Here is a 25,430-nt window from a genome sequence, read left to right as displayed (position 1 = left end):
AACGTGAAAGTTCTAGTTGCGCTGATGGTAAGTGCCGGCATCCTGTCGCCGGTTTTCGCTGCGAGAGCGGGCGCTCCGGCGCCGGCCCAGGCCAAGGCCGCCATCCAAAACGACCCGGCCAAAGTGACCTCGGTCGAAGGCATCACGGAATACCGCCTGGCCAATGGCCTGCGCGTGCTGCTGTTCCCGGATGCGTCCAAGCCGACGCTGACGACCAACATGATTTACATGGTCGGTTCGCGCCACGAGAATTATGGCGAAACCGGCATGGCGCACTTGCTGGAACACCTGCTGTTCAAGCCGACCGCCAATTTCGGCGTCAAGAAGGGCACCAAGAGCCCGGTCGAAATCCTGAATGGCCTGGGCGCCGATTTCAACGGCACCACCTGGTACGACCGCACCAATTACTACGCGACTTTCCCGGCGAATGAAGCGAACCTGAACACCATGCTGGCGCTGGAAGCCGACCGCATGATCAATGCCCCGATTTCGCAGGACGACCTGTGGAATACCAAGACCAACAAGGGCGAGATGACGGTCGTGCGCAACGAGTTCGAGATCGGCGAAAGCAATCCGGTGCGCGTCACGCTGCAGCGCCTGCAGGCCGTCGCCTACGACTGGCACAACTACGGCAAGTCGACCATCGGCGCGCGTTCCGACATCGAGCAGGTGAACATCCCGCGCCTGCGCGCTTTCTACAAGCAGTACTACCAGCCTGACAACGCCGTGCTGATCGTCGCCGGCCGCTTCGACGAAGCCAAGGTACTGGCCCAGGTGAACACGCTGTTCGGCAAGATTCCGAAACCGTCGCGCGTGATCCAGCCGACCTATACCCTCGAGCCTGTGCAGGACGGCGAACGCTCCGTGGTCGTGCGCCGTTCGGGCGGCACCCAGTACGTCGGCGCCGGCTACCACATCGCGCCGAGCGGCCACCCGGACGCCGCCGCGCTCCAGGTGCTCGCCCGCGTGCTGACCGACGCACCGTCCGGCCGCCTGCACAAGGCGCTGGTGGAAACCAAGCTGGCCACTGCAGTCAACGGCATGTCGGTCAGTAACCTCGAACCTGGCTACCGCATCTTCGGCGCCGTGGTGCCGAAGGATCTGCCGCTGGCGCCGGCGCAGGAGACGCTGCTGAAGGTGCTGGAAGACCTGAAGTCCAATCCTGTGACCGAAGCCGAAGTGGCGCGCGCACGCCAGGCGATTTCGAAGAACATCGAACTGGCCATGACCGACAGCGCCAGCCTGACGATCGGCCTGACCGAAGCGATGGCCGCCGGCGACTGGCGCCTGTTCTTCGTGAACCGCGACCAGGTCGAAAAGGTCGACGTCAAGGCCGTGCAGGCCGCCGCCGAGAAATACCTCAAGGCCTCGAACCGCACCCTGGGCGTGTTCGTGCCGACCGACGCCGCCGACCGCACCGACGTGCCGGGCAAGATCGACGTCGCCGCCGTCGTCAACGACTACAAGGGCCGCGCCGTCGTGGCGCAGGGCGAGGTCTTCGACCCGAGCCCGGCGAACATCGAAGCGCGCACCCAGCGCTTCAAGCTGGCCAACGGCCTGCAGGGCGCGCTGCTGCCGAAGAAAACCAAGGGCAACCTGGTCACCGCGACCATCCGCCTGCGTTTCGGTACCGAGGAAGCCCTGCGCAACAAGGCGACGACCGGCGCCTTCACGGCGGGCCTGCTCAGCTACGGCACCCAGGACAAGTCGCGCCAGCAGGTGAAGGACATGTTCGACAAGCTCAAGGCCCAGCCGCGCATCAGCGGCGGCGCCGAAGGCGTGACCGCCTCGGTCACCACGACCCGCGAGAACCTGCCCGCCGCGATGGATCTGCTGGCCGAAGTGCTGCGCAAGCCGGCCTTCGCCCCGACCGAGTTCGGCGAGTTCCAGCGCGCGAACATCAACGCGACCGAGCAGTCGATTCCGGAACCGAATCCGCAAGCGAGCGTCGCGCTCTCGCGCCTGCTCGACACCACACCGGAAGGCCACGTCAAGCATGCGATGACGCTGCAGCAGCGCCTGGCCGCGCAAAAGGCGGCCTCGGTGGAAGAGGTCAAGGCCTTCCACAGCGCCTTCTACGGCGCCGACAACGCCACCTTCGCCGCGGTCGGCGACTTCGATCCGGCCGCGCTCAAGGCGCAGGTCGAGCGCCTGTACGGCGACTGGAAAGCGCAGCAGAAGTACGTGCGTGTGCCTGCCGCCGTGAAGCCGGTCGCAGGCCAGAAGCTGGCGCTGGAAACCCCGGACAAGGCAAGCAGCCTGCTGCTCGCCGTGCACCCGGTGCCGCTGAAGGACGATGCCAAAGCCTATCCGGCGCTGGTGATGGCGAACTGGATGCTGGGCGGCGGCGCCCTGCGTTCGCGCCTGGCCGACCGCATCCGCCAGAAGGAAGGCCTGTCCTACGGCGTCGGCGCCCAGCTGAACGTGCCGACCCGCGACGCCGCCGGCTACTGGATGGCCTATGCGATGAGCGCGCCGCAGAACACGGCGAAGGTGGAAACCGTGCTGCGCGAGGAACTCGAACGCGCGGTGAAGGAGGGCTTCACCGACGCCGAACTGGCGGAAGCGAAGAAGGGCTGGCTGCAGGGCGAAGAAGTCTCGCGTACCTCGGACGAAGCGCTGGCTGGCGCCCTGTCCGAGTACCTGACGCTGGATCGCACGATGGCCTTCGACGCCGCGGTCGAAGACCAGGTGCGCAAGCTGACCGTCGCCCAGGTGAACGAAGCGATGCGCGCGTACATCAAGCCGAGCGACATCTCCTTCGTCACGGCGGGTGACTTCGCCAAGGCGGCCAAGGGCGCGAGCGGCGTGAAGTAAGCGCTGCAAAGTAGTCTTAGAAAACGCCCGGTCATCCGGGCGTTTTTTCATGTAACGCGTTTTCCACCAGAGACAAGGAAGCACGTCATGACGGTCTGGATGCCGCACCTCCTCAACATCGCAGTGCATGTGGGCGCAGGCATCGCCGCAATGGCGCTCAGCCTGTTCGTGCTGGCGTCAAACAAGGAAACGCCGCAGCATCGGCGCCGCGGCCGCCTGTTCGTGGCGCTGACCTTCGTGGTCTGCGCCACCGGCGCCATCGGCAACCTGTTCTTCCGCTTCATGCCGCTGTTCGCGGTGCTGACCGTGCTGGTGAGCTATCAGCTGGCCAGCGGCTGGCATGTGATCCATACGAAAGCGGCCGGGCCGAACCGGGTCGACGCCCTGTTGACCGCCGCTGCCGCGGCATGGGCGCTGTACCTGATCCCGGTACTGTTCAACGAGGGGATGGGAAGCTCGGGTGTGAGCGTCATCTACGCCTCGCTGGGCGGGCTGTTCGTCCTGCTCGCCTACGACACCGCGCGCTGGTGCTTTCCACGGCGCTGGCATGCAGCGCTGTGGCGCTACGAACATATCTATAAGCTGGTGTCGGCGCTGTTCGGGATGCTGTCGGCGGCCAGCGGCAACCTGATCCGGATCGGCCAACCCTGGTCGCAGCTGCTGCCGTCGGTACTGGGCGCGCTGGCGATCCTGTGGTTCTTCCGGCGCGTGCGCCGCCCGGCGCCCGCCGCGGCCTGACGCTTACGCCGCGCTCTGCAGCAGGCGCTCGGCCAGCTTCAGCAGCGGAATCACGACCAGCACGGAACACAGCACCGTGCCGGCGGTGATGTTCAGGCCGTTCAGCCAGCCACCCTGCTTGCCCTCGTCCGTCAGCGCGCGCGTGCTGAAGTACCAGGCGCCGAGGGCGACAAAGGGCAGCGTGATGCTGGCCAGGGCCAGCGGGAAGGGCAAAGAAGGCAGGAACAGGGGCGCCCATGCGGTCAGCGCCCAGGTCGCCAGCACGAGCAGGATGCCGAAGCCGAAGCAGTGATTCCACTCGACGGTCGTGCGGCTCAGCACCCGCGCCGCCAGGCGGACGGCCAGGGTGGTCACGAGCAGCAAGGGCGGGATGGCAAGGGGTGACGGCGACATGGAATGGCCTCCTGAATGAGGCGGCCATCTTCCCACGAAATTATCAAGAACGCAACGTCATGCCTGGGTGCCGAGGGCCGGTTCCGCCAGCGCTAGCAGGTGGGTGCGCACGTCGCCCGGCCACTCGGCCACCAGGCTTTGAAAGCGCTCGCCATCGCCCGCGAACAGCGCGCGCGAGGCCTCCTCGAAACCCGGCGCATCGCCCATCAGCTCGTGCATGAAGCGGTAGGCGGCATCGCGCGCTTCGCGCATGGTGTCGGCATCGCGGGCATCGCGCGAAGCGTGTTCGACCAGCTTGCGCAAGGCGACCGAGGCGCCGCCCGGCTGCTTCGCCAGCCAGTCCCAGTGGCGCGGCAACAGCGTCACTTCGCGCGGCACCACGCCCAGCTTCGGGCGGCCGGCGCTGCGTAGCGGCGCGCGCGGAATGCGCTGAAAAACTTCCTCTTCGGTACCCGTAAAATTGATCTCGACGGGGCGGCTGGTGGCGGCATCGAGCAGCGCGATCGAGCGCTCGGTGCCGCGGTCGATGGCCGCCTTAACGGCGCGCACGACCTCGATCAGTTCGCCCTGGGCCAGCAACTCGGTTCCGGCAAAGGCGATGCAATGACTCGGCAGCATGGAATACTCCTGAAAGGGCGCAGCCGGACTGGCGCGCATGCGGAGATATTACCCGGATAAAAATGCGAGTGCAATAATACCCGGATAAAAATATGCCGGGTGTCGGTTCGGCGCCACGCCGACGGGACTAGCGATCCAGCATGGCGGCGGCTTTATCCGTGACGTCGAGCTGCGGCCGGTGCCAGACCGTGCGCGTCAGCACCACGTCGACGCCCTGCTGGGCGGGCAGCCGGGTGATGATGTCGTGGATGCGCTCGGCCAGCGCCGCGCGTTCGGCGGCCGTGCGTTCGTCGAAGTCGTCGCGGATGCGCTCCTGGGCGCGCCGCACGCTGCGTTCGAGTTCGCCCACCGCGCGCGAACGCGCCAGCTGCTCGCGGTCGTCGAGATGGGGAGCGTCCTGCGCCAGCTTGTCCGACATCTCGCGCAGCTGGCGCAGCTGGGCCTGGATTTGCTGGCGCCGCGGCGCGAATTCGGCCTCGATGGCGGCGGCCACTGCGCGTGCGCGCTTCGAATCCACAAGCAGGCGCTCGACATTGACCACGACGATCCGCGCACCAGGGGGAGCCGCATTGTTCTGGGCGCCGGCCGGGCCGCAGACTGCCAGGCCTAGCGCGAAGCAGGCCGCGGCCGCGTGTTTCAGGTGCTGCTTCAATCGAACCTCCCATCGCCGGCTTGCTGCTCAAACGCCTTCATTGTGCTTCCTTTATCCGTATCGCCGACCCAGAGCAGGGCCGAGGCATCGTCCGCGCTTTTCACCGCCAGCGCCCCGCACGCGCGCGCCGCCTCGTAGCTACGCAGCTCGTCCATCAGGGCGGCCAGGCCGCGGCTGCGGCAAGCCTGCGCCAACCCTTCCATTGTATAGAGTCCGTAGGGATCGACCAGCCGATAAAAACCGTCGGTCATCGCCAGCACGGCGGCGTCCGGCGGCAGGCGCAGCGTATATGTGCGCGCCTGGAACTCGCCGCGGGGCGCCAGGCACAGTACGTCCGGCGCGGGCGCGCCGTGCTGGGCTTCGCGCCGGGCGCGCAGCATCGGCAGCAGGCGCGCGCGGCGCGCGGCCGGATCGTCGATGTCCGCCAGGCCGAGAGCGTCGATGGCTGCGCGCAGCACCGCTTCGTGCGGATTCACGTAAGGGTCGAGGTCGCGCACGGCGCCGTCAGGGCCATGGACGAAAGCCTTGCAGTCGCCCAGGCAGTACATCGACAGCGCGAGGTGATCGGGCAGGCGCCGGATGCGGAGCCAGGTGAGGGCGGCCAGCGGGTAGGCGTACAAGGGCACCGCCGCAGCGCCGGCCTGCGCTTGCCAGGCGGTGCGCACCGCATCGATCGCCTGGCGCACCGCGCAGCCCTGTGTGGCGTTGAGGGCAAGCGCCGGCGCCAGCGCGGCGGCGAAGGCCTGCACGAACCAGGCGACGTCGCCCTGGCGCGGGTCGACATAGTTCGCGTCGGCGACCGAGGTCGCACCGTCGAGCACCACGAGGTCGGTCGCGTCGTCGTGTTCGAATACGGCGATCAGGTCTTCGTTGATGGCATTGCCGGGGGCGCAGGAAATCTGTTCGGTGGTCATGCGGGTCACTCAATACGGCGGATTTCCGATGGTATCACCGCACCGGCCCGCCGCAAGAACAACTCAGCCGCATTCCCCAACATATTGGCAGTTGTCGCAGCGCGTGCAGCCGCCTTGCTTGCGCAGCGCGCGGGCGCCGCATTCCGGGCACTTGGCGCCCGTGGCCGGCGGCGCCGCGCTGCCAGGCATGGCCGCGGCGTCGCCATGCGCCGGGGCGTCCGCGCCGCCGCGTGCGGCCAGCTGGCGCGCCAGCTGCGCCACCGGCACGCCATTGCCCTGGCTGTCGAGGAAGCCGCGCTTGATCAGGATCCGCTGCAGCATGAAGCCCACCGCCGCCGCTTCCGAATCGTGGAACACCGGCACCCGGGTGCCGTCCTCGCGCGTGAGGAAGCCGCAGCGCACCGGCCCCTTTTCCCAGACCACGTCGCGCATGTCGGCCAGGGCCTTCGCGATCGGCCCGCCGGCACGCGCCAGCATCGACAGCAGGCGCATCGAGGACGTGATCCACTGCTGGCCGTCGCTGCGCTGGTTGGCCGGCATGAAGAATTCGAAGGGGCGCTCGATGACGACGGGTACGCCGTCGACCAGCCCCTCGACCTGGATGAAACTCACCGTCAGGTACAGGGTCTTGCGGCCTTCCTGGGTGGCGTACTCGATCTTCGAGGTGACGGAATCGAGTTCGCCCAGCGGGCGTCCCTCGAAGCGCTGGCGCAGCGGATCCTCGTCAGGACAGGCCGCGCTGGCGCTGGTCTCGGCCTGCGGCGCGCTGGTGGCCAGTACGCTGCCCAGCACCGTATTCGGCCGGTAGGTCGCCAGGCCCTTGAGGCCGGCGCGCCAGGCTTCCAGGTACAGGCCGCGGAAATCGGCGTAGGGATAGTCGGCCGGAACGTTCACCGTCTTCGAGATCGCCGTATCGACGAAGGGCTGCACCGCCTCCAGCATGCGCAGGTGGTCGTCGGCGCTCATCTGCAGGGCGGTCACGAAAGGCGGCGGCAGCGGGCCGTCCGCCGTGGCTTCGGGATGCAGGCGCCGGTACAGGCGCCAGGCATGGTCTTCGACCTCGTAGGCGCGCATCGTATCGTCGGGCATGCGCTTCTTGCGCTGGTACGTCCACGAATAAGCGGGCTCGATGCCGTTCGAAGCATTGTCGGCAAAGGCCAGCGCGATGGTGCCGGTCGGCGCGATGGAGAGCAGGTGCGAGTTGCGGATGCCGTGGGTGCGGATCGTTTCGCGCAGCGCCTGCGGCAGGCGCGAAACGAACGCGCCCTGCAGGTAGCGCTCGGCGTCGAACAGGGGAAAGGCGCCTTTTTCGCGCGCCAGTTCGCATGATGCCGCATAGGCCGCGTCGCGCAGGTTCTCCGCGATGCGCGCGGCCAGCGCCCGCCCTTCGGGCGCATCGTAGCGCAGGCCCAGCATCACCAGGGCGCTGCCCAGGCCGAGAAAACCCAGGCCGATGCGGCGCTTGGCGCGCGCTTCCTGCGCCTGCTGCGGCAGCGGCCATTCGGTGGCATCGAGCACCAGGTCGAGCATGCGCACGGCGATCGTCGCCACCTCGCGCATGCGTTCGACGTCGAAGCGCGCCCGATCGGTAAAAGGCTGGTCGACGAAGCAGGTGAGGTTGAGGGAACCGAGGTCGCAGCAGCCGTAGGCGGGCAGGGGCTGCTCTCCGCACGGATTGGTCGCGCGGAGCCGCTCGCAATACCAGAGGTTGTTCTCGCCGTTCATGCGGTCGACGAACAGCACGCCCGGCTCGGCATGGTCGTAGGTCGAGGCCATGATGCTATCCCACAGCGCGCGGGCGCGCACCTCGCGCCAGACCCAGAGGCCGTCCTCCCGTTGATGCGCGCCGGCGGCGACCAGATCCTCGTTCGGCTCGGCGCGGTGCACGAGCGGGAAAGTCGCGTCGGCCTCCAGCGCATGCATGAAGGCGTCGCTCACGCCCACAGAGATATTGAAGTTGGAGAGCGCGCCGCGATCCTTGGCGGCGATGAAGCGTTCGATGTCGGGATGGTCGATGTGCAGCACGCCCATCTGGGCGCCGCGGCGGGCGCCGGCCGATTCGACGGTGCGGCAGGAGGCGTCGAACAGTTCCATGTACGACACCGGGCCCGATGCGCGCGACCGGGTGCCGCGCACGAGGGCGCCGAAGGGGCGGATGGCGCTAAAGTCGTAGCCGACGCCGCCGCCGCGGCGCATGGTCTCGGCGGCTTCGGCCAGGGCCGTGTAGATGCCGGGCAGGCCATCGTCGACGCCGGTGACGGAGTCGCCGACCGGCTGGACGAAACAGTTGATGAGGGTGGCTTTCAGATCGAGGCCGGCGGCGGAGTTGATGCGCCCGCCGGGGACGAAGCCGTGCTCCATCGCCCACAGGAAGCGGGCGGCCAATTCGCCGCGTACGTCCGGCGCCTCGTGCGCGGCGAGGGCCTGCGCGACGCGCCGGCGCACGTCGGCGATGGAGGTTTCATCGCCTTTCGCGTACTTCTCGCGCAGCACGTCGATCGAGACCTCTTGCGGAGGCAGAGTCGTGTCAAGCGATTGATCTTTTGCATTCATGGCGCCCTCGCGTCTAGCACAACCCCCATGGCGGCGTTGCATTCGTCTCGCCGTACTAGCGTACTGTCTTCGACGATGCGCCTTGCCCTGGAGGCCGTGCTAGACGCTCGTTGGTGAGTACAGCATGCGCCGGGAGCGCGGTTACAGCTTCGGAGCCGTCTCCGTCAGCCGCGCTTCCAGCTCGGCCACGCGCAGCTCGAGCGCTTCGAGCTTCGCGCGCGTTTTTGCCAGCACCTGGGCCTGGATGTCGAATTCTTCACGGGTCACCAGGTCGAGCTTGGAAAAGCCCTGGGTCATCATTGCCTTGACGTTGCGCTCGATGTCCTTGGCGGGCGAGCTTTCCATCGCCTGGTTGATCTTGCCTTGCAAGTCGTTGAAGAAGTTATTCATGTGGATCGATCCTGGTCGACGAGGCGGCGCACCACGGTGGTGCGCGGCGACCTCGATTAGTGCGTGGCAGCGCGTTCATCATCTGGCGCGCACGAATTTGTGGTGATTAGCACCGAAATTGGGGCAGGAGCGCAAGAAATCAAGCACATGGCATGCCCCGATGGGTTGGCACGCATTCTGCTACAGGATGGATAAAGCTGCAACTCAGGCACCGGAGACATCACATCCATCCACATCCAGGGGAATCGTCATGAAGAGCAAATTAGCAGGCAGTGCGGCACTCGCGCTGGCAATGATGGGCAGCGCAGGGGCGCAAGAGACGGCCGCCGAACATACGGTCGCCTGGAACGCGGCGCTCACCAGCGAATACCGCTACCGCGGCCTGTCGCAGACCCGCTTCGATCCGGCATTGCAGGGCGGCGTCGACTACACCCACGCCCCGAGCGGCCTGTATGTCGGCACCTGGCTCTCCACCATCAAGTGGACGAAAGACCTGGGCGGCGACGGCGACGTCGAAGTCGACTTCTATGCCGGCAAGCGCGGCCAGATCACCGAGGCGATCAGCTACGACGTCGGCGGCCTGTACTACTGGTACCCGTCGAACGACCTCAACCCGAACGCGAATACCTTCGAGCTCTACGGCCAGGTCGGCTTCGGCCCGGCCTACCTGAAGTATTCGCATTCGACCACGAACCTGTTCGGTACGACCGACAGCAAGCAGAGCGGCTACCTGGATCTGGGCGCGAACGTCCCGATTACCGCCATCGAAGGCCTGGTGCTGAACCTGCACGTCGGGCGCCAGCGCGTGAAGAACAACGGGGCACTGTCCTATACCGACTACAAGGTCGGCCTGACCAAGGATCTGGGTTTTGCCAGCGTCTCGCTGGCCTGGGTCAAGGCCAACACGGAAAGCTATCTCAGCCCGCAGGGCCGCAACCTGGGCAAGTCGGCCGCGGTGGTCTCCGTCTCAAAAACTTTCTGAAAGAGGCAATGCGATGAAACTGATTACCGCCATTATCAAGCCCTTCAAGCTCGACGAGGTGCGCGAGGCGCTGTCGGAAATTAACGTGCAGGGCATGACGGTCACCGAAGTGAAGGGCTTCGGCCGCCAGAAGGGCCATACCGAGCTCTACCGCGGCGCCGAGTACGTGGTCGACTTCCTCCCGAAGATCCGGATCGAAGCGGCCGTCGACGACCTGATCGTCGACCAGGTCATCGACGCCATCCAGGGCGCCGCCCGCACCGGCAAGATCGGCGACGGCAAGATCTTCGTGTCCGACCTCGGCCAGGTCATCCGTATCCGTACCGGCGAGACCGGCAACGACGCACTGTAAGGGGATTTCCAATGAAAGCAATCGTCTCTAAAATCCTCGCCGCCGCGCTGGCGTTGGGCGTGGCCTTGCCGGCCCTGGCCGCCCCATCCATCAACAAGGGCGATACCGCCTGGATGTTCACCGCGACCCTGCTCGTGATCATGATGTCGATCCCGGGCCTGGCCCTGTTCTACGGCGGCCTGGTGCGCGCGAAGAACATGCTGTCGGTGCTGCTGCAGATCTTCATGATCTTCTCGCTGATCATCGTGCTCTGGTGCCTGTACGGCTATTCACTGGCCTTTACGCCGGGTAATCCCTTCATCGGCGGCTTCGACCGCGCCTTCCTGAACGGTATCTACGATCCAGCCGCGGGCATGTTCAGCATGGCTGCGACCTTCAGCAAGGAGACGATGATTCCCGAGTTTATCTTCGTCGCCTTCCAGGGCACCTTCGCCGCCATCACCTGCGGCCTGATCGTCGGCGCCTTCGCCGAGCGTGCGCGCTTTTCGGCGGTGATGCTGTTCATCGTCCTGTGGTTCACCTTCGGCTACCTGCCGATCGCGCACATGGTCTGGTTCTGGGCCGGCCCGGACGCGATCACCGACGCGACCACGCTGGCCGCCGTCACCGACGCCGCCGGCTGGCTGTGGCAGAAGGGCGCGCTCGACTTCGCCGGCGGCACCGTGGTACACATCAACGCCGCCGTGGCCGGCCTGGTCGGCGCCTATGTGATCGGCAAGCGCGTCGGCTACGGCCGCGAATCGATGGCGCCGCACTCGATGACCATGACCATGATCGGCGCCTCGCTGCTGTGGGTGGGCTGGTTCGGCTTCAATGCCGGTTCGGCGCTGGAAGCGGGCGACATCGCCGCGCTCGCCTTCATCAACACGCTGCTGGCGACCGCCGCCGCCACCGTCGCCTGGACGCTGGGCGAATGGCTGACCAAGGGCAAGCCGTCGATGCTGGGCGCGGCATCGGGCGCCGTCTCGGGCCTGGTGGCAATCACCCCGGCTTGCGGTTTCGTTGGCCCGATGGGCGCGCTGGTGATCGGCCTGGTGGGCGGCCTGGTCTGCCTGTGGGGTGTGAACGGCCTGAAACGCATGCTGCGGGTCGACGATTCGCTCGACGTGTTCGGTGTGCACGGTGTCGGCGGCATCGTCGGCGCCTTGCTGACCGGCGTGTTCGCCTCACCGCAACTGGGCGGGCAGGGCGTCTGGGATTATGTCGCCAACAAGGCCTCACCCGACTATTCGATCGGGCACCAGGTCTGGGTGCAGGTACAGGCGGTGGGCGTGACCATCGTCTGGTCGGCCGTGATCGCCTTTGTCGCCTTCAAGCTCGTGGATATCGTCATCGGGCTGCGCGTGCCGGAAGAGCAGGAGCGCGAGGGCCTGGATATTACCAGCCACGGCGAATCGGCGTACCATTCGTAACAACCGCGACCCTGACAGCATAAAGGCGCCCTGCGGGGCGCCTTTTGTTTTTTAGCTGCGGTGCAACATGAAGCTTTAAAATAGTGATAACTGCCCCATATGAGGGCATTCATTGCCAAGAAGCCCGCTTTGAAGCTCCACTTTGAAGCCTAATAAGGACGCCCACTTTCATGGTTCCGCACCTCGCTACCGCCCTGACCGGCCCGCTGCTCGATTTAGAAAAAAAGATCCTCGACGCCACCCCAGCCATCGAGCGCTGGTTCCGCCTCGAGTGGCAGGAGCACACGCCGCCGTTCTACTGCTCGGTCGACCTGCGCAATGCCGGCTATAAACTGGCGCCGGTCGACACCAACCTGTTCCCGGGCGGTTTCAACAACCTCGCCAGCGAGATGCTGCCCTTGACGGTGCAGGCGGCGATGGCGGCGATCGACAAGTATTGTCCGGACGCGCGCAACCTGCTCCTGATCCCGGAAACCCATACGCGCAATCCGCATTACCTGTCCAACGTGGCGCGCCTGATGCAGATCTTCCGCCAGACCGGCCTGCACGTGCGCCTGGGTTCGCTCTCGCCCGAGGTCACCCAGCCGACCCCGCTGGCGCTGCCGGACGGGAACATGCTGGTGGTGGAGCCGCTGGTGCGCTCGCCCAATGGACGCCGCCTGGGCCTGGCCGACTTCGATCCCTGCACCATCCTGCTCAACAACGACCTGTCGAGCGGCATCCCCTCGATCCTGGAAAACATCCACGAGCAGTCGCTGCTGCCGCCGGTGCACGCCGGCTGGGCGCTGCGCCGCAAGAGCAATCACCTGAAGGCATTCGACGAAGTCGCCAAGAAATTCGGCAAGCTGATCGACATCGATCCGTGGCTGGTCAATCCGCTGCACGCGAAAGTCGGCGAGGTCGACCTCGAGCATGACCAGGGCACCGAGGCGCTGGCCGATGCCGTGTCCTCGCTGCTCTCGAAGGTCAAGAAGAAGTACAAGGAATACGGCATGAAGGAGCAAAAACCCTTCGTGATCGTGAAGCCCGACGCCGGCACCTACGGCATGGGCGTGATGACGGTGAAGGACGCGAGCGAAGTGCGCGACCTCTCGCTCAAGCAGCGCGCGAAAATGTCGGTCATCAAGGACGGCGTCGCCGTCACCGACCTGATCGTGCAGGAAGGCGTGCCGACCTTCGAGAAGATCGACGACGCCGTGGCAGAGCCGGTGGTCTACATGATCGACCGCTACGTGGTCGGCGGCTTCTACCGCGTGCACGCCGAGCGCGGCATCGACCAGAACCTGAATGCGCCGGGCTCGCAATATGTGCCGCTGGCCTTCGCCCAGCAGCATGCGGTGCCGGATCTGAAGGCCAAGCCGGGCACGGCGGCGCCGAACCGGTTCTACGTGTACGGCGTGGTGGCGCGCCTGGGGCTGCTGGCGGCTTCGTTGGAGATGGAGCGGACGGATCCGAATCCGGAGGTGTATTGATGTAGGGGTGAGCGAGGCCAATGGCCTCGCTCACCCCTGCCTTGTTCACCGCTCCTTCTGCACCATGTACATGAAATGCGACCGCAGCGGCGGCGCCAGGCCGGCCAGGGTTTCGGTGACCAGGGCCGGCAAGGCGGCCAGGGCGCGGCCGACGGGCGGGGCGAGCAGCAGGGTCTGGTATTGCTGGCGGTGGCCCGGCCAATAGCTGTCGAGCTCGGCGCGCGTGACCTTGCGCACGTGAGGATTGCGCGGGTTGTTGTAGCGGAAGTCGAACACGAGGCACCAGCCGCCCGGTTTCAGCACGCGCCACATGTCGGCCGCGAGGCGCTGGCGGATGTCCGGATCGAGAATCGATGAGATCACCGTCTGGGCGCTGACGAGATCGGCGCTGGCGGCAGGCAGGACGCTCAGGGCGCCGCAATGCCAGTGCACCTCGGACGCCGTACGCGGGCGCGCCAGCTCGAGCCGATCCTGCTGGAGTTCGGTGCCGGTAAGGTTGGCGGGCGTAGCGCCCCAGTCGATCAGCTGGCGCAGGAAACCGCCCGTGCCGCAGCCGACGTCGACGACGCGCAGCTTGCCGAGGTCGGTGCCGACGGTATTGGCGAGCAGGCGCGACAGCACGCGGGTGCGCATGGCTTGCTGGTACACGACGTCGGGCCGGTGCCACGCATAGCGGGCGAGGGCGGCGCCCCCATGCCAGCCCCGATATACGTTGGCGATGCGATCCTGTTCTGCCTGGTGGTCTAGTTGAGCGTCCATTCATGCATCGTCGCGCAGACAATCGCATCCCGGTTTGCGCGCGCTCACGCGTTCCGGCGATCATCCGCAATTTGCTCATCAGCATCATATGCTCGTAGGAATCATTCGGCCGGGGCCGCCGTCCGCGCGCATTCGGGATTCCGGCTAAAATCGAGGGCATTACCCCGACAGGATCCCCCATGAAAATCGCCTTCCTCGCCGATCCGCTGGCCAACTTCAAGATCTACAAGGACTCGACCTTCGCGATGATGCGCGAGGCGGCGCGGCGCGGCCACGAAGTCTATGCCTTCGAGCAGCGCGACATGGCGCTCGAGGGAGGCGTGGTCAGCGCCGAGGTGGCGCGCATCCACCTCACCGGCGAGCAGGATCCCTGGTACCGGGCCGACGATGCCGTCGATACGCGCTTGTCCGCATTCGACGCCATCATCGAGCGCAAGGATCCGCCCTTCGACATGGAATATGTCTACGGCACCTATCTGCTGGAGCTGGCGGAAAAGCAGGGCGCGCGCGTCTTCAACAAGCCGTCCGCGATTCGCGACCACAACGAAAAGCTGGCCATCGGCCAGTTCAGCCAGTTTACGTCGCCGACCCTGGTCACTTCCTCGGAAAAGCGCCTGCGCGCCTTCCACGCAAGCCACGGCGACGTGATCTTCAAGCCGCTCGACGGCATGGGCGGCACTGGCATCTTCCGCGTCAAAGCGGACGCGATGAACCTGGGCGCCATCATCGAGACGCTGAGCGACAACGGCAAACGCACCATCATGGTGCAAAAATACATCCCTGAGATCGTGAAGGGCGACAAGCGCATCCTGGTCATCGGCGGCAAGCCGGTACCCTTCGCGCTGGCGCGCATTCCGCAGGGCAGCGAGGTACGCGGCAACCTGGCGGCCGGCGGCATCGGCGTGGCCCAGCCCATCACCGAGCGCGACCGCGAGATCGCCGAGGCGCTGGGCCCACTACTGGCCGAGCGTGGCCTGTTACTGGTAGGATTGGACGTGATCGGCGATTTCCTGACCGAGGTGAATGTCACCAGCCCGACTTGCTTCCAGGAGATCACCGACCAGACCGGCTTCGACGTCGCGGCGATGTTCATCGACGCCATTGAGTTGGCAACTAAGTCGGCAACAGGAAAATGACATGGTAGGTATTTTGCTCCTGACCCACGCACCGCTGGGCCAGGCATTCATCGCGGCGGTGGCCCACGTGTTTCGCGGGCCGACCGAGCGTTTCGAGGCGATCGACGTGGCCGCCGACGAGGACACGCACGCCGTCAACGTCCGCGCGCGCGAAGCGATCGCACGCCTGGACGAAGGCGACGGCGTGCTGGTGATCACCGACATAAAGGGCGGCACGCCGGCCAATTGCTGCAATTCGCTGGCGATCGATGGCCACGTCGAAGTCATCGCCGGCATCAGCCTGCCGATGCTGCTGCGTGCGATCACCTACCGTCGTGACACGCTCGACGTGGTGGTGGAAATGGCGCTGGCGGGTGCCCAGAATGGCGCAGTACGCGTGGATAACCGCATCCGCGTAGGATAAACCGGGTTACAGGGGCGGACGGGTGCCGCAGTTCTGACGATTGAAAAGACAACGAGAACATGATTCAACAAGAACTTGAGATTATCAACAAACTGGGCCTGCATGCCCGCGCATCCGCCAAATTCACGCAGCTCGCCGCGAAGTACAAAAGCGAAGTCTGGCTCACCCGCAATGGCCGTCGCATCAACGCCAAGTCGATCATGGGCGTGATGATGCTGGCCGCCGGCAAGGGCGCGAAAGTCACGCTGGAAGCCGACGGCGCCGACGAAGCCGACGCCATCACGGCCCTGTCCGCGCTGGTCAACGACAAGTTCGGCGAAGGCGAGTAATGCCGGAATCGGGCCGCTACCGTTCGGGATCCTCGATGGCCTCGTTCACGCTCCATGGCATTCCCGTCTCGCGCGGGATCGCCATCGGACGCGCGCACCTGCTCACGCCCGCCGCGCTCGACGTCAAGCATTACCTGGTCTCGGTAGAGCAGGTCGAAGCCGAGGTCAAGCGCCTGCAGGATGCGATCGCCGAAGTGCACCGCAACCTGCAGGAGCTGTGGACGGATCTGCCGAAGGACGCGCCGACCGAACTGGGCGCCTTCATCGACGTCCACGCCCTGATCCTGTCCGACCCGATGATTTCGGAAGCGCCGCTCGACATCATCCGCGCGCGCCACTACAACGCCGAATGGGCGCTGGTGACGCAGATCGACGAATTATCAAGCCAGTTCGACGAGATCGAAGACCCCTACCTGCGCGAGCGCAAGCACGACATCCAGCAGGTCGCCGAGCGCGTCCTGAAAGTCCTGATGGGCACCGCGCTGTCGGTGCCTCCGGTGCTCAGCAGCGAAGACGGCTACGCACCGCAGATGGTCGTCGTCGCCCACGACATCTCGCCGGCCGACATGCTGGCCTTCCGCGACCGCGGCGGCGAGTCGCGCTCCTTCATCGGTTTCGTCACCGACGTCGGGGGCCAGAACTCGCACACCGCGATCGTCGCGCGCTCGCTCGACATTCCGGCGGCCGTCGGCATGAGCCAGGCTTCGCGCCTGATCGAGCAGGACGACTGGGTGATCGTCGACGGCGACGCCGGCGTCGTCATCTGCAATCCGAGCCCACTGGTGCTGGAACAGTACCGCGCGCGCCAGGCTGCGCTCACGAAAGCCCGCAAGCGCCTGCTCAAGCTGAAGAAGACGCCGGCCGTGACGAAAGACGGCACCGCGATCAAGCTGATGGCGAACATCGAGCTGCCCGACGATTGCCCGCACGCGCTGGATGCCGGCGCGACCGGCATCGGCCTGTTCCGCTCGGAGTTCCTGTTCATGGGCCGCGGCGCGCCGGGTCTGACGATCCCCGACGAGGACGAACAGTTCGAACAGTACCGGCGTGCCGTGGTGGCGATGAAGGGCCGTCCGGTGACGATCCGCACGCTCGACGTCGGGGCCGACAAGCCGCTCGACCCGACCGAGCACACGGCTTTGAATCCCGCGCTGGGCCTGCGCGCGATCCGCTACTGCCTGGCCGAGCCGCAGCTGTTCCTGACCCAGCTGCGCGCCATCCTGCGCGCCTCCTGCTTCGGCAAGGTGCGCATCCTGTTCCCGATGCTGGCGCATGCCTTCGAGATCGACCAGACCCTGAACATCCTCGAGCAGGCCAAGGCCCAGCTGCGCGAACAGAATATAAAATTCGACGAAGCGGTCGAGGTGGGCGCCATGATCGAGATCCCGGCCGCCGCGCTGGCGCTGCCGATGTTCGTGCGGCGCATGAACTTCCTCTCGATCGGCACCAACGACCTGATTCAATACACGCTGGCGATCGACCGCGTCGACTATGAAGTGGCGCACCTGTACGATCCGCTCCATCCGGCCATCCTGCAGCTGATCGGCATGACGATCGCCGCCGGCCAGAAAGCCGGCATCGACGTCGCCGTCTGCGGCGAGATGGCGGGCGACATCAAGCTCACGCGCTTATTGTTGGGCATGGGCCTGCGCGAGTTCTCGATGCACCCGGCCCAGCTGCTGGCGGTGAAGCAGGAAATCCTGAACGCCGACCTGGCGCAGATCGCCCCGCGAATGCGGCGCATCATGCGCTCGATGGAGCCGTCCGAAATCCTCGAAGCGGTCGAACAGCTCCAGCTCACGTAATTCACGTTTTTAGACATACACAAGGGGGCCAGATGCAAAAGCGGCCGCCAAGCACATCAACAAGAAAGTCTCATGGGATCCATCGGAACCGTTTCTCCATCCGCGATGCATTTCGCCGAGCCCCTGCTGCTGCAAAGCGGCGCCCAGCTCGGCGGCTACACGCTGATGTATGAAACCTACGGCACACTCAACGCGGAGCGCTCGAACGCGGTGCTGATCTGCCACGCACTGAACGCCTCGCACCATGTCGCCGGCACCTATGCCGACGCGCCGAAAAACCTCGGCTGGTGGGACAACATGGTCGGGCCGGGCAAGCCGGTCGACACCGACCGGTTCTTCGTCATCGGCGTGAACAACCTCGGTTCCTGCTTCGGCTCGACCGGCCCGATGCACACCAATCCGGCCACCGGCAAGCCTTATGGCGCGGCCTTTCCACTGCTAACGGTGGAAGACTGGGTCAGCGCCCAGGCGCGCCTGGCCGACCGCCTCGGCATCGCGCAGTTCGCCGCCGTGATGGGCGGCTCGCTCGGCGGCATGCAGGCGCTCTCGTGGAGCATCAAGTTCCCCGAGCGCCTGCGTCACTGCATCGTGATTGCCTCCACGCCGAAGCTCTCGGCCCAGAACATCGCCTTCAACGACGTCGCGCGCCAGGCGATTCTGACCGACCCGGACTACCACGGCGGCGATTTCTACGAACACGGCGTGGTGCCGAAGAACGGGCTGAAGGTGGCGCGCATGGTCGGCCACATCACCTATCTGTCGAACGACGACATGGCGGAAAAATTCGGCCGCAAGCTGCGCAATGCCGCCGAGACCAACGACTACAAATTCGACTTCGGCATCGACTTCGAGATCGAGTCCTACCTGCGCTACCAGGGCGATAAATTCTCTGAATACTTCGACGCGAACACCTATCTCCTGATCACCAAGGCGCTCGATTATTTCGACCCGGCGCGTGAGCACGGCGGCGATCTCACAAAGGCGCTGGCGACCACACGTGCCCAGTTCCTGATCGCCTCTTTTACGACCGACTGGCGCTTCTCGCCCGAGCGCAGCCGCGAGATCGTGGAAGCCCTGATTTCGAACCGGCGCCGGGTGACCTACGCCGAGATCGACGCGCCGCACGGCCACGACGCCTTCCTGCTGGAAGACGCGCGCTACATGGGCGTGGTGCGCGCCTACTACGACCGGATTGCGGACGAATTGGCACAAACGCTGGCAGGGGAGGCGGCATGAAATTCGAAGACCTGACCACACTGCGTCCCGATCTCGCCTTCATCGCACACTGGGTGGGCGACGGCGCCCACGTGCTCGACGTCGGCTGCGGCGACGGCGCCATGCTGCGCTACCTTGAAAAGGGCAAGCGCTGCACCGGCTACGGCATCGAGATCGCCGACGACAAGGTGCTGGAAAGCACGCGTCGCGGCATCAACGTCATCCAGCACGACATGGAAGAGGGCCTCGGCCTGTTCGGCGACAATTCCTTCGACACGGTGCTGTGCCTGTCCTCGCTGCAGATGATGCAGCACGTCGAGAAGCTGTTGCGCGACATCGTGCGGGTGGGGAGCGAAGCCATCGTCTCCTTCCCGAACTTCGCCTATTGGCCGCACCGGGTCGCGCTCTTGAAGGGCCGCATGCCGGTCTCGCGCTCGCTGCCTTACCAGTGGTACGACACGCCCAACGTGCGCTGCGCAACCATTTACGACTTCAAGGAGCTGGCGGAAGAGTGCGGGCTCGAGGTGCTCGAATACGTGGCGCTGGCCGACGGCAAGCCGGTGACCTTCCTGCCGAACCTGCGCGGGAGCCTGGCGGTGTTCAGGCTGAGGAAGAAGACGAAGCGCGGCTGAGCTGGAAAAGGGCGAACGCGTGGACGGGGAACCCGTCCACCCTACAGTCCATGCTGTACGGTGGACGGCTTTGCCGTCCACGCGTCCGACGACAATTTGAACAAGCGCGCACCTGCTTATCGTGCGTACCCATCCGCCCTTTTCTGCGACGATACTGTTGACAAAAACAGCACACTGGCCACTGACATGAACAAACTCAAACACCTCGCCGCCGCCATCGCCATGCTCGCCAGCCTCGGCACGGCCCACGCCCAGAAGGAACAGGTCGTCCAGGACGGCATCGCCGTCAAGCCGCTTTCGCGCGTGCGGGTGATCGTTCCCGAAGAGCAGCTCAACCAGCAAGCGGCCCAGCAGTACCAGGCGATGATGTCGGAAGCGCAGCAGAAGGGCGCGCTGGTGCCCGCGACCCATCCGGAAGTCAAGCGCCTGCGCGGCGTCGCCCAGCGCATCATCCCGCACACGCCGCGCTGGAACGCGTCGGCGAAGGGTTGGCAGTGGCAGGTCAACCTGTTCGACCAGCCGCAGGTGAACGCCTTCTGCATGCCGGGCGGCCGCATCGGCTTCTTCACCGGCATCATCAACCAGTTGAAACTGACCGACGACGAAATGGCCGCGATCATGGGCCACGAAATCGCCCACGCGCTGCGCGAACACGGCCGCGAGCGCGCGGCCAAGTCGGGCATCACCTCGGTGGTCGCGCGCGGCGCCGGCGCCATCGGTGCGGCCATCTTCGGCATCGACCCGAGCATCACCAACACCGTCACCGGCATGATCGGCCAGGGTGTCGTGCTGAAGTTCTCGCGCGACGAGGAGCGCGAGGCCGATCTCGTCGGCCTCGACATTGCCGCCCGCGCCGGCTACGACCCGCGCGCCGGCATCGCCCTGTGGCGCAAGATGGCCATGCTCAACAAGGGTGCGCCGCCCGAATTCCTCTCGACCCACCCGGGCGGCGAGACGCGGATCCGCGACATGGAAGAGCACATGAACGTGCTGCTGCCGCTGTACGCGCGCAGCAAGAACGTGCCGGTCAATCGCCTGCCGCCTTACCGCACCAATGTCGCGCTGAAGTAATGGAGTTTGCTTGATGGGTCGCCAGGCGGAAGCCAACGCTTATATTCCGCTGCCGGTGCGCGACGGCGTCGCGCCCAGCTACCTGTGGCTGACCGAAACGCTCGCCGGCGGCATGCTGCGTTTCCTGGCCGAGCGCTTCCCCGACGTGACACGCGACTCCTGGGCCGCGCGCCTTGAACGCGGCGAAGTGGTCGATGCGGCGGGTGTTCCCCTGAAAGCGGATAGCCATGTCCGCCAGGGCATGCGCATCTGGTACTACCGCGAGCTCGACGAGGCGGAGACGCCGATCCCGTTCAAGGAACGCATCCTGTTCCAGGACGATCACCTGCTCATCGTCGACAAGCCGCACTTCCTGCCGATGATCCCGACCGGCCGCTTCCTGCACGAGACCCTGCTGGTGCGCCTGAAAGCGCAGCTGGAACTGCCGCACCTGACGCCGATCCACCGGCTCGACCGCGAAACGGCGGGCGTGGTCATCTTCTCGCACAAGCTGGAAACGCGCGGCAAATACCAGTCGATGTTCCAGAAGCGGGTGGTGAAAAAAGTGTACGAGGCGCTGGCGGGCCCGATCGAGGGACGCGCGTTTCCCTTTACCTACCGCAGCCGCATGCAGGACGCGGCGCAGTTTTTCGTCAGCGAAGAGGTGCCGGGCGAGCCGAATTCGGAAACGCTGATCGAGGCAGTCGAGCGCCGCGGCGACATCGTGCGCTACCGCCTGCACCCGCACACGGGCCGCAAGCACCAGTTGCGCCTGCACTTGTCATCCCTGGGCGCGCCGATCCTGAACGACGCTTTCTATCCGGTGGCGCTGCCCTGCAAGGGCGACGATTTCAGCGCGCCGCTCCAGCTGCTGGCGCGCTCGATCAGTTTCGAAGATCCGCTGACGGGAGCGCAGCGTACGTTCCACAGCGAACGCACGCTGGACTGGCCATGAATGGTGGGCACGGGGCGCCCACCCTACGGTGCCGGCTTTGAAGAAAGTAGGCTGTAGGGTGGGCGCCCCGTGCCCACCATGCTCGGCATCGCAATTGACCATGCCTCAAAGGTGGTAGTCGATGATGAGCGGGGCGTGATCGGAGAAGCGCTCGTCCTTGTACACCGACACCGCATGCGCCTTGGCCGCGATGCCCGGGGTCGCCACGTGGTAGTCGATGCGCCAGCCCACGTTCTTCGCATAGGCCTGGCCGCGGTTGCTCCACCAGGTATAGTCGGCGGCGTCCGGCGCCACCACGCGGTGCACGTCGACCAGGCCCAGTTCGTCGAACAGGCGCGTCATCCAGGCGCGTTCTTCCGGCAGGAAGCCCGAGTTCTTCTGGTTGCTCTTCCAGTTCTTGAGGTCGATTTCCTTGTGCGCGATGTTCCAGTCGCCGCAGATGACGACTTCGCGGCCTTCGGCCTTGAGTTCCTGCAGGTGCGGCAGGAAGACTTCCATAAAGCGGAACTTGGCCAGCTGGCGCTCGGGCGAGGACGAACCCGACGGGCAGTAGACCGAGATCACGGTGAGGTTGCCGAAGTCGCAGCGCGTGTAGCGGCCTTCAGCGTCGAATTCCTGGCAGCCGAAGCCGATGCGCTTGGTGTCGGGCGCCGTGCGGCTGTACACGCCGGTGCCCGAATAGCCCTTTTTTTCGGCGTAGTGGAAATGGCCATGGTAGCCGTGCGGACGGAGGAATTCCTCGGTCATGTCGGCTTCCTGGGCTTTCAGTTCCTGCACGCAGATGAAGTCGGCGTCGCTTGTCGCGAGCCAGTTGAAGAAGCCTTTTTTGTGGGCCGAACGGATGCCGTTCAGATTGGCGGAAATAATTCGTGGCATGAAATAGCAGAGGGGAAGGTGAGGCAGGGACGCCGGCCAGAGGCTGGATTAAAATACAGCCACTTTTTTAATTTGGGGTCATCGTGAACAATTTGCGCCAACAGTTTATCGCTTTTTCGGTCTCGACGGGAGTGCTCAAGTTCGGCGAGTTCACCACCAAGGCAGGGCGCCAGTCGCCGTACTTCTTCAACGCCGGCCTGTTCCACGACGGCGCCACGCTGGGCCAGCTGGCGCAGTTCTATGCCCAGACCCTGCTCGACTCCGGCGTCGAATTCGACATGCTGTTCGGCCCCGCCTACAAAGGCATCACCCTGGCCAGCGCCACCGCCGTCGCCCTGGCCGGCAAGGGCCGCAACACCCAATATGCCTATAACCGCAAGGAAGCCAAGGATCACGGCGAGGGCGGCACCATCGTCGGCGCCGGCCTCAAGGGGAAAGTCGTGATCGTCGACGACGTGATCTCGGCCGGCACCTCGGTGCGCGAATCGGTCGCCATGATCCGCGCCGCCGGCGCCGAACCTGCTGCCGTGCTGATCGCGCTCGACCGCATGGAACGCTCGGGCAAGGACGATGCGCTGTCGAGCGGCTCGGCGGTGCAGCAGGTGGCCGAGGAATTCGGCATTCCCGTCATTTCGATCGCCAACCTGGACGACCTCTTCACTTACCTGTCGGGCGAGGGCGCCGGCGCCGAGCTGGGCCAGCACAAGGAAGCGGTGGCGGCCTACCGCACGCGTTACGGGGTTTGAAGCGATGAAGTGTCCGGTTGCACTGTGCATGGCGCTTCTGTGCGTTGCGCCGCCCGCCTTCGCTGCCGACTCCGTCTGTCCGGGCGCCGATGCCTGGGCTGCGGCCCATCCCGAGGAATCGGACGCGGCCCGCACCCAGCGCGACGCGGCGCGCAGCTTAACCCATCCGGACTTGCGCCGCGAGCTGGCCGAACGCTTTGCCCGCGACCAGGAAGCCCGTATCGCCATGCTGGCCGGTAGCCGCGGCGCCGGCCGTGCGGCGGGGGCGATCGACGAGGACAACCTGCGCTGGCTGCACGCGCTGGTGCGTGCCCAGGACTTTCCGACCGTGGCGCAAGTCGGCGAGCAGGGCGTGCTGCACGCCTGGCTGCTGGCCCAGCATGCCGACCGTGCGCCCACATTCCAGGCGGCCCTGTTGCCGGTCATCGAACGGCGCGCGCAGCAGGGCGAGCTGCCCCTGAGCGACTTCGCCCGCTTCACCGACCGCGTCCTGAAAGCGCAGGGCAAGCCGCAGCGCTACGGCACCCAGTTCCCGCCCCAGGAATGGGCGCGCCCGCATTTCGGCCTGCCCGACGCGGCCAGCGTGCAGTTCGTGGAGGAGAACCGGCGCGCCCTGGGCATCATGCCGCTGGCAGATTACGTGTGCATGATGAGCGAGGCGCGGAGGTAGCGCCGCGGAACAGAGGGGCGAAAAAAAAACCGGAGCATTGCTCCGGTTTCTTGTTTTTCTCATCCAAGACAGGCTGTATCAGCTGGCGAGCTTTTGCTTGAGCAGCTCCGTCACCTGCGCCGGATTCGCCTTGCCCTTCGAAGCCTTCATGGTCTGGCCAATCAGGGCGTTGATCGCCGCTTCCTTGCCGGCGCGGTACTGCTCGACCGATTTCGCATTCGCGGTCAGCACTTCGTCGACGATCGCTTCCAGGGCGCCCGTATCCGAGATCTGCTTCAGGCCCTTCTGTTCGATCACGATGTCGGCCAGGTTTTCATCAAGGGACTTGGCTTCCCACATGGCTGCGAACACTTCCTTGCCCGCCTTGTTCGAGATGGTGCCGTCAGCGATGCGCTTGATGAGCAGCGCCAGCTGCGAGGCTTCCACCGGCGAGGCGGTGATCTCGACGCCTTCGCGGTTCAGGGTCGAGGAGACGTCGCCCATCATCCAGTTGGCGATCGCCTTGGCGTTTTCCTTGCCGGCCTTGGCCACCACGGCTTCGTAGTAGTTCGCCATCGCCTGCGAGGAGGTCAGGATCAGGCTGTCGTATTCGGGCAGGCCGTAGTCGCCGGTGAAACGCTTGCGCATGGCTTCCGGTAGTTCCGGCATGTCGGCGCGCACGCGCTCGATCCACTCCTCGGAGATCGTCAGCGGCGGCAGATCCGGATCCGGGAAGTAGCGGTAGTCCTGCGCGTCCTCTTTCGAGCGCATGGCGCGGGTTTCCTTCTTGTCCGGATCCCACAGGCGCGTGGCCTGCTGCACCTTGCCGCCGTCTTCGATCAGCTCGATCTGACGGCGCACTTCGTAGTGGATCGCCTCTTCCATGAAGCGGAAGGAGTTCAGGTTCTTGATCTCGCAGCGGGTGCCGAATTCCTGCTGGCCCAGCGGACGCACCGAGACGTTGACGTCGCAGCGGAAGGAACCTTCCTGCATGTTGCCGTCGCAGACGCCCAGCCACATCACCAGGCCGTGCAGCGCCTTGGCATAGGCCACGGCTTCGGCGGCGCTGCGCATTTCCGGCTCGGAGACGATCTCGAGCAGCGGCGTGCCGGCGCGGTTGAGGTCGATGCCGGTCATGCCAGCGTAGTCCTCGTGCAGCGATTTGCCGGCGTCTTCCTCGAGGTGGGCGCGGGTCAGGTTGACCGTCTTCGTCTCGAGCTTGCCGTCCTTCTCGTAACCGAAAGTGATCGTGCCGCCTTGTACCACCGGGTCTTCGAACTGGCTGATCTGGTAGCCCTTCGGCAGGTCGGGGTAGAAGTAGTTCTTGCGGGCGAAGACCGACTGCGGCGCGATCTTCGCACCGACCGCCAGGCCGAAGCGGATCGCGCGCTCGACGGCGCCCTTGTTCATCACGGGCAGTACGCCTGGCAGCGCGAGGTCGACCGGGCTGGCCTGGGTGTTCGGCTCGGCGCCGAACTGGATCGAGCTGCCGCTGAAGATTTTCGAATTGGTCGTGAGCTGGACGTGGTTCTCAAGACCGATGACGACTTCCCATTGCATGGTGTTCTCTCTTTTTCTGTTC

25 protein-coding genes are annotated in these 25,430 nt (G+C 65.5%); 16 read left to right on the top strand and 9 right to left on the bottom strand.

Translation table 11 applies throughout. The features are described 5' to 3' along the window. The first annotated feature begins 3 nt into the window (after positions 1–3). Positions 4–2,817, top strand: a complete 2,814-nt coding sequence (locus tag ASF77_RS11135) for a pitrilysin family protein (protein WP_056338987.1) — start codon at positions 4–6, stop codon at positions 2,815–2,817. A gap of 87 nt (positions 2,818–2,904) precedes the next feature. After that, entirely contained in the window at positions 2,905–3,555 is a 651-nt protein-coding gene (locus ASF77_RS11130) for a hypothetical protein (protein WP_056338985.1), read from the top strand. Between the two features lie 3 nt (positions 3,556–3,558). On the opposite strand, the gene ASF77_RS11125 is transcribed toward ASF77_RS11130, so the two are convergent. The 6 genes from ASF77_RS11125 to ASF77_RS11100 all read right to left on the bottom strand — a co-directional run bounded on the left by ASF77_RS11125 (position 3,559) and on the right by ASF77_RS11100 (position 9,075). Beyond that, on the bottom strand, positions 3,559–3,948 hold the full coding sequence (locus tag ASF77_RS11125; protein ID WP_156648840.1) for a hypothetical protein: 390 nt from the start codon (positions 3,946–3,948) through the stop codon (positions 3,559–3,561). 57 nt (positions 3,949–4,005) lie between these two features. Beyond that, positions 4,006–4,566: a DUF2239 family protein gene (locus tag ASF77_RS11120; protein WP_056338981.1), complete on the bottom strand. Its 561-nt coding sequence runs from the start codon at positions 4,564–4,566 to the stop codon at positions 4,006–4,008. Positions 4,567–4,693: 127 nt separating this feature from the next. Beyond that, positions 4,694–5,218 carry an OmpH family outer membrane protein gene (locus tag ASF77_RS11115; RefSeq protein WP_056338979.1) on the bottom strand — a complete coding sequence of 175 codons (525 nt, stop codon included), beginning with the start codon at positions 5,216–5,218 and terminating at the stop codon, positions 4,694–4,696. Beyond that, entirely contained in the window at positions 5,215–6,132 is a 918-nt protein-coding gene (locus ASF77_RS11110) for a protein phosphatase 2C domain-containing protein (protein ID WP_056338978.1), read from the bottom strand. Before ASF77_RS11110 ends, ASF77_RS11115 begins: the two co-directional genes overlap by 4 nt. Before the next feature lie 63 nt (positions 6,133–6,195). Next, positions 6,196–8,685 (bottom strand): adenosylcobalamin-dependent ribonucleoside-diphosphate reductase, encoded by a 2,490-nt coding sequence (locus ASF77_RS11105; RefSeq protein WP_056338976.1) that lies wholly within the window; start codon positions 8,683–8,685, stop codon positions 6,196–6,198. 141 nt (positions 8,686–8,826) lie between these two features. Continuing rightward, entirely contained in the window at positions 8,827–9,075 is a 249-nt protein-coding gene (locus ASF77_RS11100) for an accessory factor UbiK family protein (RefSeq protein ID WP_200934161.1), read from the bottom strand. 250 nt (positions 9,076–9,325) lie between these two features. Here ASF77_RS11100 and ASF77_RS11095 point away from each other — a divergent pair, with 250 nt between their 5' ends. From ASF77_RS11095 to gshA, 4 genes are all read left to right on the top strand, one after another. After that, entirely contained in the window at positions 9,326–10,057 is a 732-nt protein-coding gene (locus ASF77_RS11095; protein WP_056338973.1) for a TorF family putative porin, read from the top strand. A 13-nt stretch (positions 10,058–10,070) separates the two neighbouring features. Next, the gene (locus ASF77_RS11090; protein ID WP_056338971.1) at positions 10,071–10,409 is read left to right on the top strand and encodes a P-II family nitrogen regulator; all 339 of its coding nucleotides are present in this window, start codon (positions 10,071–10,073) and stop codon (positions 10,407–10,409) included. Positions 10,410–10,420: 11 nt separating this feature from the next. Further along, complete coding sequence (gene amt, locus ASF77_RS11085; RefSeq protein WP_056338969.1) at positions 10,421–11,821, top strand: ammonium transporter; 1,401 nt, start codon at positions 10,421–10,423, stop codon at positions 11,819–11,821. A 170-nt stretch (positions 11,822–11,991) separates the two neighbouring features. Further along, positions 11,992–13,293 (top strand): glutamate--cysteine ligase, encoded by a 1,302-nt coding sequence (gshA, locus tag ASF77_RS11080; protein ID WP_056338967.1) that lies wholly within the window; start codon positions 11,992–11,994, stop codon positions 13,291–13,293. A gap of 45 nt (positions 13,294–13,338) precedes the next feature. Here gshA and ASF77_RS11075 read toward each other — a convergent pair whose 3' ends face one another. Further along, on the bottom strand, positions 13,339–14,052 hold the full coding sequence (locus ASF77_RS11075; protein WP_056338965.1) for a class I SAM-dependent methyltransferase: 714 nt from the start codon (positions 14,050–14,052) through the stop codon (positions 13,339–13,341). Positions 14,053–14,231: 179 nt separating this feature from the next. Between ASF77_RS11075 and gshB the strand changes: the two genes are divergently transcribed. From gshB to ASF77_RS11035, 8 genes are all read left to right on the top strand, one after another. Next, positions 14,232–15,188, top strand: a complete 957-nt coding sequence (gshB, locus tag ASF77_RS11070) for a glutathione synthase (RefSeq protein ID WP_056338962.1) — start codon at positions 14,232–14,234, stop codon at positions 15,186–15,188. A 1-nt stretch (position 15,189) separates the two neighbouring features. Continuing rightward, positions 15,190–15,591 carry a PTS sugar transporter subunit IIA gene (locus ASF77_RS11065; RefSeq protein ID WP_056338960.1) on the top strand — a complete coding sequence of 134 codons (402 nt, stop codon included), beginning with the start codon at positions 15,190–15,192 and terminating at the stop codon, positions 15,589–15,591. Between the two features lie 59 nt (positions 15,592–15,650). Continuing rightward, the gene (locus ASF77_RS11060) at positions 15,651–15,920 is read left to right on the top strand and encodes an HPr family phosphocarrier protein (RefSeq protein WP_056338957.1); all 270 of its coding nucleotides are present in this window, start codon (positions 15,651–15,653) and stop codon (positions 15,918–15,920) included. A gap of 35 nt (positions 15,921–15,955) precedes the next feature. Then, positions 15,956–17,725, top strand: a complete 1,770-nt coding sequence (gene ptsP, locus ASF77_RS11055) for a phosphoenolpyruvate--protein phosphotransferase (protein WP_056339067.1) — start codon at positions 15,956–15,958, stop codon at positions 17,723–17,725. Positions 17,726–17,797: 72 nt separating this feature from the next. Continuing rightward, positions 17,798–18,961 (top strand): homoserine O-acetyltransferase, encoded by a 1,164-nt coding sequence (locus ASF77_RS11050; protein ID WP_082493706.1) that lies wholly within the window; start codon positions 17,798–17,800, stop codon positions 18,959–18,961. Beyond that, positions 18,958–19,572 (top strand): methionine biosynthesis protein MetW, encoded by a 615-nt coding sequence (gene metW / locus ASF77_RS11045; protein WP_056338954.1) that lies wholly within the window; start codon positions 18,958–18,960, stop codon positions 19,570–19,572. The genes ASF77_RS11050 and metW overlap by 4 nt, the downstream gene beginning before the upstream one ends. A gap of 186 nt (positions 19,573–19,758) precedes the next feature. Beyond that, the gene (locus tag ASF77_RS11040; RefSeq protein WP_056338952.1) at positions 19,759–20,643 is read left to right on the top strand and encodes a M48 family metallopeptidase; all 885 of its coding nucleotides are present in this window, start codon (positions 19,759–19,761) and stop codon (positions 20,641–20,643) included. 13 nt (positions 20,644–20,656) lie between these two features. Then, positions 20,657–21,577 carry a pseudouridine synthase gene (locus ASF77_RS11035; protein WP_056338950.1) on the top strand — a complete coding sequence of 307 codons (921 nt, stop codon included), beginning with the start codon at positions 20,657–20,659 and terminating at the stop codon, positions 21,575–21,577. A 105-nt stretch (positions 21,578–21,682) separates the two neighbouring features. Here ASF77_RS11035 and ASF77_RS11030 read toward each other — a convergent pair whose 3' ends face one another. Then, a complete protein-coding gene (locus tag ASF77_RS11030) occupies positions 21,683–22,453 on the bottom strand; it encodes an exodeoxyribonuclease III (protein WP_056338948.1) in 771 nt (256 codons plus the stop codon). Positions 22,454–22,536: 83 nt separating this feature from the next. Between ASF77_RS11030 and pyrE the strand changes: the two genes are divergently transcribed. Together pyrE and ASF77_RS11020 are read left to right on the top strand one after the other, a co-directional pair. After that, positions 22,537–23,199 carry an orotate phosphoribosyltransferase gene (gene pyrE, locus ASF77_RS11025; RefSeq protein WP_056338946.1) on the top strand — a complete coding sequence of 221 codons (663 nt, stop codon included), beginning with the start codon at positions 22,537–22,539 and terminating at the stop codon, positions 23,197–23,199. Between the two features lie 28 nt (positions 23,200–23,227). After that, positions 23,228–23,869 (top strand): DUF6624 domain-containing protein, encoded by a 642-nt coding sequence (locus tag ASF77_RS11020; RefSeq protein ID WP_056338944.1) that lies wholly within the window; start codon positions 23,228–23,230, stop codon positions 23,867–23,869. A 78-nt stretch (positions 23,870–23,947) separates the two neighbouring features. Here the strand turns inward: ASF77_RS11020 and gatB are convergent, their stop codons facing one another. Then, a complete protein-coding gene (gatB, locus tag ASF77_RS11015; RefSeq protein ID WP_056338942.1) occupies positions 23,948–25,408 on the bottom strand; it encodes an Asp-tRNA(Asn)/Glu-tRNA(Gln) amidotransferase subunit GatB in 1,461 nt (486 codons plus the stop codon). Positions 25,409–25,430 lie beyond the last annotated feature (22 nt).

The sequence above is a fragment of the Massilia sp. Leaf139 genome (assembly GCF_001424165.1).
Classification (GTDB): domain Bacteria; phylum Pseudomonadota; class Gammaproteobacteria; order Burkholderiales; family Burkholderiaceae_D; genus Telluria.
This window is presented reverse-complemented; position numbering and strand designations above follow the sequence as displayed.

What these genes read in the sequence shown, in the direction of transcription:
- ASF77_RS11130 (WP_056338985.1), top strand. Translation starts at nt 2,905, where the DNA reads ATGACGGTCTGGATGCCGCACCTCCTCAACATCGCAGTGCATGTGGGC.
- ASF77_RS11125 (WP_156648840.1), bottom strand. Translation starts at nt 3,948, where the DNA reads ATGTCGCCGTCACCCCTTGCCATCCCGCCCTTGCTGCTCGTGACCACC.
- ASF77_RS11120 (WP_056338981.1), bottom strand. Translation starts at nt 4,566, where the DNA reads ATGCTGCCGAGTCATTGCATCGCCTTTGCCGGAACCGAGTTGCTGGCC.
- ASF77_RS11110 (WP_056338978.1), bottom strand. Translation starts at nt 6,132, where the DNA reads ATGACCACCGAACAGATTTCCTGCGCCCCCGGCAATGCCATCAACGAA.
- ASF77_RS11105 (WP_056338976.1), bottom strand. Translation starts at nt 8,685, where the DNA reads ATGAATGCAAAAGATCAATCGCTTGACACGACTCTGCCTCCGCAAGAG.
- ASF77_RS11100 (WP_200934161.1), bottom strand. Translation starts at nt 9,075, where the DNA reads ATGAATAACTTCTTCAACGACTTGCAAGGCAAGATCAACCAGGCGATG.
- ASF77_RS11095 (WP_056338973.1), top strand. Translation starts at nt 9,326, where the DNA reads ATGAAGAGCAAATTAGCAGGCAGTGCGGCACTCGCGCTGGCAATGATG.
- ASF77_RS11090 (WP_056338971.1), top strand. Translation starts at nt 10,071, where the DNA reads ATGAAACTGATTACCGCCATTATCAAGCCCTTCAAGCTCGACGAGGTG.
- amt (WP_056338969.1), top strand. Translation starts at nt 10,421, where the DNA reads ATGAAAGCAATCGTCTCTAAAATCCTCGCCGCCGCGCTGGCGTTGGGC.
- gshA (WP_056338967.1), top strand. Translation starts at nt 11,992, where the DNA reads ATGGTTCCGCACCTCGCTACCGCCCTGACCGGCCCGCTGCTCGATTTA.
- ASF77_RS11075 (WP_056338965.1), bottom strand. Translation starts at nt 14,052, where the DNA reads ATGGACGCTCAACTAGACCACCAGGCAGAACAGGATCGCATCGCCAAC.
- gshB (WP_056338962.1), top strand. Translation starts at nt 14,232, where the DNA reads ATGAAAATCGCCTTCCTCGCCGATCCGCTGGCCAACTTCAAGATCTAC.
- ASF77_RS11065 (WP_056338960.1), top strand. Translation starts at nt 15,190, where the DNA reads ATGGTAGGTATTTTGCTCCTGACCCACGCACCGCTGGGCCAGGCATTC.
- ASF77_RS11060 (WP_056338957.1), top strand. Translation starts at nt 15,651, where the DNA reads ATGATTCAACAAGAACTTGAGATTATCAACAAACTGGGCCTGCATGCC.
- ptsP (WP_056339067.1), top strand. Translation starts at nt 15,956, where the DNA reads ATGGCCTCGTTCACGCTCCATGGCATTCCCGTCTCGCGCGGGATCGCC.
- ASF77_RS11050 (WP_082493706.1), top strand. Translation starts at nt 17,798, where the DNA reads ATGGGATCCATCGGAACCGTTTCTCCATCCGCGATGCATTTCGCCGAG.
- metW (WP_056338954.1), top strand. Translation starts at nt 18,958, where the DNA reads ATGAAATTCGAAGACCTGACCACACTGCGTCCCGATCTCGCCTTCATC.
- ASF77_RS11040 (WP_056338952.1), top strand. Translation starts at nt 19,759, where the DNA reads ATGAACAAACTCAAACACCTCGCCGCCGCCATCGCCATGCTCGCCAGC.
- ASF77_RS11035 (WP_056338950.1), top strand. Translation starts at nt 20,657, where the DNA reads ATGGGTCGCCAGGCGGAAGCCAACGCTTATATTCCGCTGCCGGTGCGC.
- ASF77_RS11030 (WP_056338948.1), bottom strand. Translation starts at nt 22,453, where the DNA reads ATGCCACGAATTATTTCCGCCAATCTGAACGGCATCCGTTCGGCCCAC.
- ASF77_RS11020 (WP_056338944.1), top strand. Translation starts at nt 23,228, where the DNA reads ATGGCGCTTCTGTGCGTTGCGCCGCCCGCCTTCGCTGCCGACTCCGTC.
- gatB (WP_056338942.1), bottom strand. Translation starts at nt 25,408, where the DNA reads ATGCAATGGGAAGTCGTCATCGGTCTTGAGAACCACGTCCAGCTCACG.